Here is a 10,505-nt window from a genome sequence, read left to right as displayed (position 1 = left end):
GTCGAGATCGTTCTTCGGGTAAACGAAGGGCTGGCCGATATGGTACTTGTAGGCCATGGCGGCAAGCGTCGGCATCTTGGCGATCATACGAAGGCTTGCGACCATGCGCTGGTGCGGATCGGTGATGTCGGTGGAGTCGTGATAGAAGGCCGACAGAGCGCCGACGCAGCCGCACATGACGGCCATCGGATGCGCATCGCGGCGGAAACCGGTGAAGAAGCGGGACATTTGTTCATGCACCATGGTGTGGTGCACGACCCGATAGTCGAAGTCCTTCTTCTGGGCTGCGGTCGGCAATTCGCCGTAGAGCAGCAGGTAACAGACTTCGAGGAAGTCGCCGTGCTCGGCAAGCTGTTCGATCGGATAACCGCGATGCAGCAGAACGCCTTCGTCGCCATCAATAAAGGTGATGCTGGACTCGCACGACGCAGTCGAAGTGAAGCCAGGATCATAGGTGAACATCTTCGTCTGCTCGTAGAGGGATCCAATGCCGAGGACGTTCGGACCGATCGTGCTTGATCGAAGTTTCAATTCGGCACTATGGCCGTCGACTAAGACACAAGCATTGTTGTTATCCATGATATTTTTCCTCAGGGCTCGCTAGCTGGGAACTAACAGCTGCCGAATGAACTGATCTGTGTTCTAATTGTCTTCCCGCAGAGGGGGTGAACCGCGCCGGGTTTGCCGGAGGCTCCAACTCGTGAGAAAGTGGAGCCGATATGAGCAAGACGACCAACAAATTTTCACCTGAAGTTCGTGACCGAGCCATCCGCATGGTTTTGGACCATGAGGCCGAGCATCCATCCCGGTGGGCGGCAGTTTCATCCATAGCCGCCAAGATTGGCTGCTCGGCACATACGCTGCATGAGTGGGTGAAGAAAGCCGATGTTGACAGCGGCAAACGAGCAGGCCTTCCAAGCGATGTCGCCGAGAAGATGAAGGCCCTTGAGCGGGAGAACCGCGAGCTTCGACAGGCCAATGAGATTTTGCGTAAGGCGTCGGCTTATTTTGCCCAGGCGGAGCTCGACCGCCCACTGAAGCGATGATTTCCTTCATCGACGAACACCGCTCAAAGTTCGGGGTCGAGCCGATCTGCAGGCTGCTGCCGATTGCCCCGTCCACTTACTATGACGCCATCGCCAAGCGCACGGACGTGGACCGCCTGTCGGCCCGCGCTCGTCGCGACGCGGCCATGAAGGTCGAGATACGCCGAGTGTTCAATGAGAATTTCCAAGTCTACGGCGTGCGGAAAGTATGGCGGCAGTTGCAGCGGGAAGGCTTCGACATAGCTCGATGCACTGTTTCTCGGCTTATGAGAATGATGGGTCTTCAGGGCATTATCCGTGGAAAGCCCGTCAAAACGACCGTGTCTGACAAGGCCGCTCTATGTCCGCTCGACCGCGTGAACCGCCAGTTCTGCGCTCCCGCGCCGAACATGTTGTGGCTTTCCGATTTCACGTATGTAGCCACTTGGCAAGGCTTCGTTTACGTCGCTTTCGTGATCGACGCGTTCGCCCGCCGCATCGTCGGCTGGCGGGCGAGCCGAACCGCTCATGCGGGTTTCGTCCTCGATGCCCTGGACCAGGCACTCCATGACCGGCGGCCAGTCCATCGCGGTGGGCTCATCCACCACTCCGACAGGGGTGTTCAATACGTATCGATTAAGTATTCCGAACGGCTGGCGGAGGCAGGCATCGAGCCTTCCGTTGGAAGCGTCGGCGACAGTTACGACAACGCTCTCGCCGAAACGATCAACGGCCTCTACAAGGCCGAGGTCATCCATCGGCGGGGACCATGGCGCAATTTCGAAGCCGTGGAGTTCGCCACACTCGAATGGGTGGATTGGTTCAACAACCGGCGTCTTCTGGAGCCCATAGGAAACATTCCGCCTGCCGAAGCCGAAGAACGTTACTATGCCATGCTGGACGAGCCAGCCATGGCCGCATAACTTAAACCAAACGGCCTCCGGCAAACCCGGCGCGGTTCAGGGTTCGGAACGAAACTCTTCGAGCGCAATTGCGACGCGCGATTACAAGAGCTGCGATCTTAAGATATCCGGCCGAGCCGGTGATGCAGGTTTGAGTATTTTACTGCCACTGGCTCGTTTTTCACCACGTGCAGATAGTGGGCGACAGCTACCCGGATGAGCTCAAAGTCCTCTTGCGAAAAGACAGCCCGCGGTCGCTCCAGCAAGATCGGTTTCTTTTTCTCTTCGTCGTTCGACATTACTTCCTCCGGTAAGGTAAAGGACGCAGGCCTGCTGCAGGTCCCTTGCAAGGTAGGTCTGCATCAGGCCGCAAACTGGTTCATCGTGTTATTGGCTCCGCCGGCCTTAAGCGCCGCCTCGCCGGCAAAATACTCTTTGTGATCGTCGCCAATGTCAGAACCAGCCATGTTCTGGTGCTTCGCGCAGGCAATGCCCTGGCGGATTTCCCTTCGCTGGACGTTGGCGACGTAACCGAGCATGCCCTGCGCGCCGAAATATTCTTTGGCGAGATTGTCCGTCGAGAGCGCCGTGGTGTGATAGGTCGGCAGCGTAATCAGGTGATGGAAAATGCCGGCGCGTTTGGAGGCGTCATGCTGGAAGGTCCTGATTTTTTCGTCGGCTTCCCGCGCCAAATCGCTGTCGTCATATTGTTCGCTCATCAGCTTGGCCCTGTCGAACCCAGAGACGTCCCTTCCTTCGCTCTGCCAACCATCAAAAACCTGCTGCCGGAAATTCAGCGTCCAGTTAAAAGAGGGCGAGTTGTTATAGACCAGCTTGGCATTGGGGATCACCTGCCGGATGCGGTCCATCATGCTCGCGATCTGTTCGACATGAGGCTTTTCGGTCTCGATCCACAGCAAGTCGGCGCCATTGTTAAGCGCATTGATGCAGTCAATCACGCAGCGGTCGGCGCCTGTGCCTTCACGAAACTGATAAAGGTTGGAACGCAGCCGCTTCGGCCGCAAGAGCTTCGAGCCGCGCGTGATCAACACGTCGCCGTTGGAGGGTGGCTGGCCGGTGACATCGTCGCAATCCAGGAAGCCGTTGTACAGGTCGGCGATGTCGCCTTCGCTGACGCTGAAGGCGATCTGCTTGGTAAGGCCTGCGCCGAGTGAATCGGTGCGAGCCACGATGATGCCGTCGTCGATGCCGAGCTCGAGAAACGCGTAGCGGCATGCGCGGATCTTGGCGACGAATTCCTCGTGCGGAATGGTCACCTTTCCGTCCTGATGGCCGCACTGCTTTTCATCGGAGACCTGGTTCTCGATCTGCAGCGCGCAGGCGCCGGCTTCAATCAACTTTTTCGCCAGCAGGTAGGTTGCTTCGGCATTTCCGAAACCTGCATCAATATCAGCAATGATGGGAATGACGTGGGTCTGATGATTGTCGACCGCCTGAACCAGCTGCTGTTCCCGCGCTCGGTCACCCTCCACCCGGGCTTTGTCGATTTCCCTGAACAACATGCCGAGTTCGCGTGAATCTGCCTGGCGCAAGAAGGTGTAGATCTCCTCGACAAGGGCCGGCACGCTCGTTTTTTCATGCATGGACTGGTCGGGGAGCGGACCGAACTGCGACCGCAGTGCCGTAACCATCCAACCTGAGAGATAGATGTAACGGCGTTCCGTCGTGCCGAAGTGCTTTTTCAGCGAGATGACTTTCTGTTGGGCAATAAACCCATGCCAGCATCCGAGCGACTGCGTATATTTGCTCGGGTCTTGATCATAGGCGCCCATGTCCCGACGCATGATCGCAGCGGTATAGCGCGCAATGTCTAGACCGGTTCTGAATCTGTTCTGAAGGCGCATGCGAGCGACAGCTTCGGCAGTGAGGCCGGACCATGCGTGGTTTTCGACAATCAAGGTTTTGGCTCCTTCAACACTATCTGAATACGACATTTACTCCTCCAAGGGTCGGCCAGTTGTGTGCACTGCAATAGCGGGTCGCCGTTTTCTTTTCAGCCGGTGCCTTTGTGATGTTGTCAAACTTTACAAGGATATTTTGTAATGCTGTAATCGGTGTATGGAAAAACTCTGCGTTTATCTCGGTCCGCGACTTCGACGCTTGCGGAAAAATCTTGGCCTCACTCAAGCCGACATGGCATCTGACCTCGATGTCTCCCCTTCTTATGTCGCGCTCATGGAGGGGAATCAGCGACCAGTTACGGCCGAGATTCTTCTGCGACTTGCGAAGATCTACAAGCTCGACATGTCGCTCTTTGCCGACGACGGCACGCCCGAAATCCTTGCGCGACTACAATCGACCATGAAGGATCCAATATTCAGTGGCATAGAGATATCACCGCTCGAAGTCGCAGACGTGCTCAGCAGCTTTCCGGGGTTTGCAGAAGCGATGCTGCGGCTCTACACCTCGTACAAGGAGGAACAGATTGTTCTTGCCGATCAACGACAGGCCGCCCTCGACGGAGGGATCGATGAAGGAGCAGATCCTGTTGCGGGCGTGCGACGGTTCCTCGCAGCTCGACGTAATTGCTTTCCTGGCCTTGATGTTGCGGCAGAAAAGTTGGCGGCGGCGGTGAAGGAGGCTGGCGGGCTTCCATTCTATCTTATGCAACGTCACAATCTTCGAGTGAGACGATTACCAACGGAGATCATGTCAGGATCGGTCCGCCGACTGGACCGACACAGGCATGAGGTTCTACTTGACGACTGCTTGGATCTGGCAAGCCAAAACTTTCAACTTGCACAGCAACTCGCCTATCTTGAATCCGAGGGCGATATTCAAAAGTTCGTTCAAGAAGGCAATCTTGCGACAGAGAGTGGGCGACGATTAGCGTACCGGGCGCTCGCAGGCTACTTTGCAGCAGCCGTTGTCATGCCCTACACGCAATTTGCCAAAGCGGTTGAAGCGCGCCGCTATGATGTCGAAGCGCTCTCGCGTCAATTTGGCACCAGTTTCGAACAGACGGCACATCGGCTGACCACACTGCAGAAGCCCGGACAAGAGCGGATCCCCTTCTTCTTTATCCGTGTGGATTCTGCAGGCAACGTGTCCAAGCGCCTCGACAGCGCAAATTTTCCCTTCGCACGACATGGCGGTGGTTGCCCCCTTTGGACGTTGCACCAGGTTTTTACAACGCCGAGGACGGTGGTAACGCAGTGGCTAGAGTTGCCGGATGGCCAACTATTTTTTTCGATCGCTCGAACCGTAAGTTCCGGGGGAGGTGCCTTTGGACTTCCGCGCGTCGATCGGGCCGTGGCGCTGGTTTGCGAAGCCAGCCACGTCGAACGTCTGGTCTATCATAAGGACAACACGTCCGTTGTGCCAACGCCCATCGGCATTACCTGTCGTCTTTGCCAACGCGATAGCTGCACATCCCGGTCGGAACCGCCAATCGGCCGACAGATCTTGCCTGATCACTACCGGCGCACGGACGCGCCATTTGGGTTTTCCGACTGAGGATGAGGGCCGCAGGAGGTGCGCCCTCGTGTTGTATCGGCGCCAAGGTGGAACGAATTCGGATCGGCTCCGCCGTTCAATCCGGGATCGTGGCATGTCACTCCTAAAGTGACGCTCTCTTAGTCAAAAAGCTTCCCGCCAAAGGGCGTCAACCTGTCTATTAATGCAGGTTTCCTGCTTCATCAACGTTGTCGGCGCCGCTGAACAAATCCTACGTTTCGCGCCATCTGGCCCGCCAATCAGTTCTCCAGTCTCGGCCGGCTAATGTAAGCGGTTGCGATCAGTTGGCTGATGGCGACCCTTTCGACCTCGGATGTGATGGTCGCATTGGTCCAGGCGTCTTCAACGTCACCTGCATTCATTCTGGCCATTTTCGTCGGGGCGATCGCTGACAACTTTAGCCGACGTAAGGTGATGATCATTGGCCGAAGCCTTATGATGACCGCGTCCGCCATGCTCACGCTTTCCGTTGCTTTCGACGAAACTGATCCGTGGATCATTCTCGGTTTCAGTTTTCAGGCTGGCTGCGGCATTGCTCTCCACGATCCCGCCTGGCAGGCATCGGTCGGGGATATCGTCGAACGGCCCCACCTGCCGGGTGCAGTCACGCTTATTTCTGTCGGGTTCAATACTGTTCGCAGTGTCGGTCCCGCACTGGGAGGGATCGTCGTTGCCTCAGCGAGGCCCCTCTCTGCCTTTGCGATTGCAACATTTGGTTTTGCAGTTCCGCTGATCACCTTGTGGCAAAATAAATGGAAAACGCTTTCCTCATCCTTGCCGCGTGAGGCGATGTTTACAGCTATCTGTGATGGCTTGCGCTTCACCGCTATGTCCTCAGAAATCAAGGGAACGGTTGCACAGAGCCACTCGCTTTCGGTCGCATTTGGCTGCTCCACGGGCTGGCTGAGTGCCCGGCCGAAATCAAGTGGATCGATACCTAAAGGAACTGGAAGCTTTGAAAACGCCCAAGGCAGGAACCATAAACATGATGACCCAAGATCAAGAAATTGCCGTGCATCGCGTCGCCGAGGTTATGCGCGGTTCCAATTCGGCTGTGGGAGGCCTTGGCCGCTGGCCCGAAGGCTGTCGCCGCAGCTCAGCGTGGTTTGCAAAAAGCGCCGGCGTCTCCCATCATCCCCCAGCTCGACTTCAGCTGTTTGCAAGACATCGGTTCGCATCGGCAAATAGGTATGGTAAATCAATCAGTGGTAGAGCTTCGTGCTACAGCTATTTCAAAGTGACCGTTGCAATATCAAAATTGAAATTCTACTATGGCTTAGGCGAATTTTCCTTTCATTCGCCAAAGTGGCTGCACGAGCAGTCACCTTTGGGCCGCCAATAGCCCCTTCGAGGCGGCCCTTCCTTTGTGAGACGTCAACGGCATTTCGAATATTGGAACGAAAAGGATTCACATCGGCAAAGTGTTGCCCGCCGTGACCGGCAAGGTCGCTATCAAACCACGCCTCCCTGGCTCCTCTGCGATTCGGTGCCAGACAAGGAATCACGAGCGCTTCCTGCTACGGCAAGAGGGCAAATCACGAAAGCACTCACTGGAATAAATGTGGTAATTGAAAACCCAGTCGAATGGATACTTGGTTTGGGACGTCGTGCGCGGGGCTCGAAAGAGAAAATTCAGTGCAACCGTCTGGTGTTTGGATGCCAGCATGGCTACAATCTCAATCGTACGGAATGGGGAGGCTGCACTGACGTGAAACCGCAAAACTCTCACACCTCGTCCCCAGAGAAAACTCGCCGCAGTGCGATCGAGCTCGATCCGACATTCCGTCCATATCTCGCAGTGGCTATCGTTCGGTTTAGTGCGTCGCATCCAGATACAGAAATCGAAATATCGCAAACCATCAGCCTGTTGGATAACGGCGCAGCGCCGAGTGATCTGCTCGTTCGAGAGTTCCACCACTGTCTGTATCGCGAGAAAATTTATGCCGAGACGCTTCCGCTCAGGCGTGCCCTGGTCGACGGTGTCCTCGGGCGATGACCGTATTTCCCCTTAAGTTCAAACCGTTCGGCGCCGGCTATCTTTTTGCGGATGATGCGGGCGGTTACTTCAAAGCCGACGCTCACTTTCTCAATCGCTATGCGACCGGAAAGCTGACGGCACTGGATAGGGGCTTTCTTGAAGCAAATGGTCATGCGTTCAATGAGATCGACGATCCAGCCTATATGGGATTTGCCTACCGGTGGGCCCAACGGTTGCACCGTCCTCAAGAGCTGAATTACGTCATTCTCGTTCCGACCCTCCGTTGCAATTTGGCATGTGCCTATTGCCAGGTGTCTCGGGTGAACGAGAGCACTCCGGGCTTTGATTGGACGGATGAGACGCTTGAGCGCGTTCTCCGATTTCTCGATGCCATGACGTCCGCGAGCGTCAAAATCGAATTCCAGGGTGGCGAGCCACTGCTCCGATTAGACCTATTGGAGAAGGTTCGTGATTTCGCTCGCCGCAAGTTCCAAGAAGTTTTCTTTACGGTATGCACCAATCTGCAATCAGTATCGGAAGAAGCTTGGGATTTCCTGGATGCTTCGGACGTCTTCGTGAGTACGTCACTTGATGGCGAATTTTCGACGCATGAGCGGCAACGAACCGTAAACGCCAAAGACACGCAGCAATTCGTATCGAACCTCAGCTATGCCATCGAGCGCTTGGGGCAGGGAAAGGTCTCGGCTCTCCCGACGCTAGACATCAACCAGTTGCCGAGCGTTTCCGAGATCATTGATACATTTGGCCGGTTCGGATTTCGGTCAATTTTCCTTCGACCAGTTAATCATCAGGGTTTTGCCAGAAAACGGTTTCAGACCACCGGTCTCGAAGACAAATGGAATGCCTACCATGCCGATTTTATCGACGCTCTGATCGAGGACAATTGGACCGCCGGGCAGCCGGTTGAGGAGTTCTATTTCACACACTGCCTGCGGCGGGTTCTGCGTGGCGGCCACAATCAGCACGTCGACCTTCGTAATCCGAATATTCTCGGCCGAGACTACATCGTTATTGACTACGATGGCACCTTCTATCCGACGGATGAAGCCAGGATGGTCACGCGGGTTGGACAGGTCGATCTTAGCATTGGCAATCTTTGTGACGGCATCGACCAGTCCAAGCTAGACGTGCTGAACCAAGAGTCTTCCAATTCATTCCATCCCGACTGCATCCATTGTCCATACCAAGCCGCGTGTGGTGCGGACGTTGTTGACGATCTATCCCGTTATGGGCGCATCGATCTACCGAAGGCCGACACAGCCTTCTGTCGCCGTCATACCGCAATCTTCGACAAGATCTTCGAGCTGCTCTATTCGGCTGACGAGAAAGTCCAAAAGAGCCTTGCGTTCTGGGCCGGAATTCCGGAATTCGATCCGTCACTGGCGCCGGTACACACATGATCGATTTGCGGCTCAAGATCGATGACGTCCCGATCGACAATCCAAGTATCGTTCGCTTGCGCTCGCACGCGGTGGACAGTGAATATGATGCACTCCTGATCGACAGAGATCAGGAAAGTCAAACCTTCGATCTCGCGGGTTACTCGCTTCGCGTCCACTGCGGTCCCGAAACCGATCTTGACGGTGACGTCCTGCTTCTAGTTCCTGGGCGAAAGTCAGCGCATCGATTGGTGCGATCCCGGTCGAGACACAACACCTTCTTGGTCACCGAGCAATGCGACCAGCTCTGCGTCATGTGCTCGCAGCCTCCAAAGAAATATCACGCCGACCTCTTCGACCAGTTCACAGTCGCCGCCACCTTAGCGCCGGAAAACGCTCGGATCACCATATCTGGCGGCGAACCGCTGCTGCACAAAGGAAGGCTGTTTCAGTTTCTTCTAGCAGCCGTGAAAGCCCGGCCGGATATCTCATTTCATGTTCTGACCAACGGCCAGTTTTTCGAACCGGGCGACAGCACCGTGATGGATGAGATCGGACGTGATCGCGTGCTATGGGGCATTCCGCTCTATGCGCCTTATGCGGGACTTCACGACAGCATTGTTGGAAAATCCGGAGCCTTTGAAACGCTGTCGTTGAACTTGACGGCGCTGATGAGGGCGGGGGCAGCGGTCGAGCTTCGTACGGTTGTCCTCCAGCAGAACTGGGATGTGTTGCCACAGCTTGCGAACTATGTCTCGACCCGGCTTCCGTTCATTGACGTATGGGCGATCATGCAACTGGAAAATATTGGCTACGGCAGAATGAACTGGGCCCATTCGTTCAAGGATACGTCGCTGGATTTCGGCCGACTCCGCACAGCCATCAACCTCGCGATTGGGCGCGGTATTCAAACGCTGCTCTATAATTTCCCTCTTTGCAGTGTCCCTCCAGGGTACCGACATCTGGCACCAGGCACGATTTCAGATTGGAAGAACAAATTTTTGGAACAGTGCAGCGGATGTTCGCTGCGCTCTACTTGTGGTGGATTTTTTGAATGGTATAAAGCTGATCAGGGGTTTGGGGGACTCTCACCACAATGAAGAAGCGCAAGATCTACCTGGTGCCGTCGTTGATCGCGGCCGGTTTCATGCCATCGAAAGGTGATGCTGCGCCGATCATCGGCCTTACCGAAAAGAAGCCGGCCGCCACCTTGTTCGAACGGTTGCGGGTCAAGCAGGTCTACACCCTTGCCGGCCATAGCTCGCATTCGAGCCACGCAAGCCATGCCAGTCACGCAAGCCACGCATCCTCAGCTGGAGGTGGCTACGTCCCACGGGGCGATTATGACACTGCTTATCCATCCCCCGATCCGACACCGCGCTATCAGCCCAACCCGGGGCCGGTCATCAGAAGTCTCCCAACCACTCCAAACTTACCGGCGACGACGTCAACTGGCACCTATTCGACGCAATCCTCTTCGACGAGCGCGCAGCCAGTGCCACTGAAGACGTTGCCAGGCAACTCGGACAAATTTCGCCGTATCGTCATACAGGTCCAGACCGCTCTGATCGCATTTGGTTATTTCGGCGGCCCGATAACAGGTCAAGTCGATGCCGCCACGAAGGGCGGGCTCAGTAAAATGCAGGACGCGTACGGTCTCAAAGTCACCGGCACCATAACTCCGCAGGTCCTGTCGGCCCTGGGGATCGCGACGAACTAAACC

The 10,505-nt window shown here is 55.7% G+C and carries 10 protein-coding genes and 1 other annotated feature; of the genes, 7 read left to right on the top strand and 3 right to left on the bottom strand.

What is annotated here, in order from left to right:
• The coding region (locus QD409_RS30235) for a citrate/2-methylcitrate synthase (RefSeq protein WP_430764479.1) at positions 1-579 on the bottom strand (579 nt) is incomplete at its 3' end.
• A gap of 140 nt (positions 580-719) precedes the next feature.
• On the opposite strand from QD409_RS30235, the gene QD409_RS30230 reads away from it, so the two are divergent.
• Positions 720-1,948, top strand: a protein-coding gene (locus tag QD409_RS30230) for an IS3-like element ISRtr2 family transposase (RefSeq protein ID WP_076611960.1) whose coding sequence is annotated in 2 segments (ribosomal slippage) — positions 720-1,008 and positions 1,008-1,948 — 1,230 coding nt in all. Because the reading frame shifts where the segments join, the coding sequence is not laid out codon by codon here.
• Positions 1,001-1,117: a sequence feature (AL1L pseudoknot), on the top strand. It overlaps the preceding gene by 117 nt.
• 98 nt (positions 1,949-2,046) lie before the next feature.
• On the opposite strand, the gene QD409_RS30225 is transcribed toward QD409_RS30230, so the two are convergent.
• Positions 2,047-2,226: a hypothetical protein gene (locus tag QD409_RS30225; RefSeq protein ID WP_015342020.1), complete on the bottom strand. Its 180-nt coding sequence runs from the start codon at positions 2,224-2,226 to the stop codon at positions 2,047-2,049.
• 63 nt (positions 2,227-2,289) lie between these two features.
• On the bottom strand, positions 2,290-3,882 hold the full coding sequence (locus QD409_RS30220; protein WP_004122955.1) for an isocitrate lyase: 1,593 nt from the start codon (positions 3,880-3,882) through the stop codon (positions 2,290-2,292).
• 124 nt (positions 3,883-4,006) lie between these two features.
• On the opposite strand from QD409_RS30220, the gene QD409_RS30215 reads away from it, so the two are divergent.
• The 6 genes from QD409_RS30215 to hxsA all read left to right on the top strand — a co-directional run bounded on the left by QD409_RS30215 (position 4,007) and on the right by hxsA (position 10,502).
• Positions 4,007-5,404 (top strand): helix-turn-helix domain-containing protein, encoded by a 1,398-nt coding sequence (locus QD409_RS30215; protein WP_004122953.1) that lies wholly within the window; start codon positions 4,007-4,009, stop codon positions 5,402-5,404.
• A gap of 291 nt (positions 5,405-5,695) precedes the next feature.
• Positions 5,696-6,592 (top strand): MFS transporter, encoded by an 897-nt coding sequence (locus QD409_RS30210; protein ID WP_004122951.1) that lies wholly within the window; start codon positions 5,696-5,698, stop codon positions 6,590-6,592.
• A 373-nt stretch (positions 6,593-6,965) separates the two neighbouring features.
• The gene (locus QD409_RS30205) at positions 6,966-7,400 is read left to right on the top strand and encodes a hypothetical protein (protein ID WP_240535489.1); all 435 of its coding nucleotides are present in this window, start codon (positions 6,966-6,968) and stop codon (positions 7,398-7,400) included.
• Positions 7,397-8,803 carry a His-Xaa-Ser system radical SAM maturase HxsB gene (hxsB, locus tag QD409_RS30200; RefSeq protein ID WP_004122947.1) on the top strand — a complete coding sequence of 469 codons (1,407 nt, stop codon included), beginning with the start codon at positions 7,397-7,399 and terminating at the stop codon, positions 8,801-8,803. The genes QD409_RS30205 and hxsB overlap by 4 nt, the downstream gene beginning before the upstream one ends.
• Positions 8,800-9,882 (top strand): His-Xaa-Ser system radical SAM maturase HxsC, encoded by a 1,083-nt coding sequence (gene hxsC, locus QD409_RS30195; protein ID WP_004122943.1) that lies wholly within the window; start codon positions 8,800-8,802, stop codon positions 9,880-9,882. Before hxsB ends, hxsC begins: the two co-directional genes overlap by 4 nt.
• Complete coding sequence (gene hxsA / locus QD409_RS30190) at positions 9,879-10,502, top strand: His-Xaa-Ser repeat protein HxsA (protein WP_004122938.1); 624 nt, start codon at positions 9,879-9,881, stop codon at positions 10,500-10,502. The genes hxsC and hxsA overlap by 4 nt, the downstream gene beginning before the upstream one ends.
• Positions 10,503-10,505: the final 3 nt, after the last annotated feature.

This window comes from Rhizobium sp. BR 315 (assembly GCF_050577975.1).
GTDB lineage: Bacteria > Pseudomonadota > Alphaproteobacteria > Rhizobiales > Rhizobiaceae > Rhizobium > Rhizobium miluonense.
The sequence above is the reverse complement of the archived record's forward strand: the minus strand, read 5'-3'. Positions and strand labels throughout refer to the sequence as shown.

Bases quoted from the DNA above. Each gene is read 5' to 3' on its own strand.
- QD409_RS30215 (WP_004122953.1), top strand. From the start codon at position 4,007: ATGGAAAAACTCTGCGTTTATCTCGGTCCGCGACTTCGACGCTTGCGG.
- QD409_RS30210 (WP_004122951.1), top strand. From the start codon at position 5,696: ATGGCGACCCTTTCGACCTCGGATGTGATGGTCGCATTGGTCCAGGCG.
- QD409_RS30225 (WP_015342020.1), bottom strand. From the start codon at position 2,226: ATGTCGAACGACGAAGAGAAAAAGAAACCGATCTTGCTGGAGCGACCG.
- hxsA (WP_004122938.1), top strand. From the start codon at position 9,879: ATGAAGAAGCGCAAGATCTACCTGGTGCCGTCGTTGATCGCGGCCGGT.
- hxsC (WP_004122943.1), top strand. From the start codon at position 8,800: ATGATCGATTTGCGGCTCAAGATCGATGACGTCCCGATCGACAATCCA.
- QD409_RS30220 (WP_004122955.1), bottom strand. From the start codon at position 3,882: ATGTCGTATTCAGATAGTGTTGAAGGAGCCAAAACCTTGATTGTCGAA.
- hxsB (WP_004122947.1), top strand. From the start codon at position 7,397: ATGACCGTATTTCCCCTTAAGTTCAAACCGTTCGGCGCCGGCTATCTT.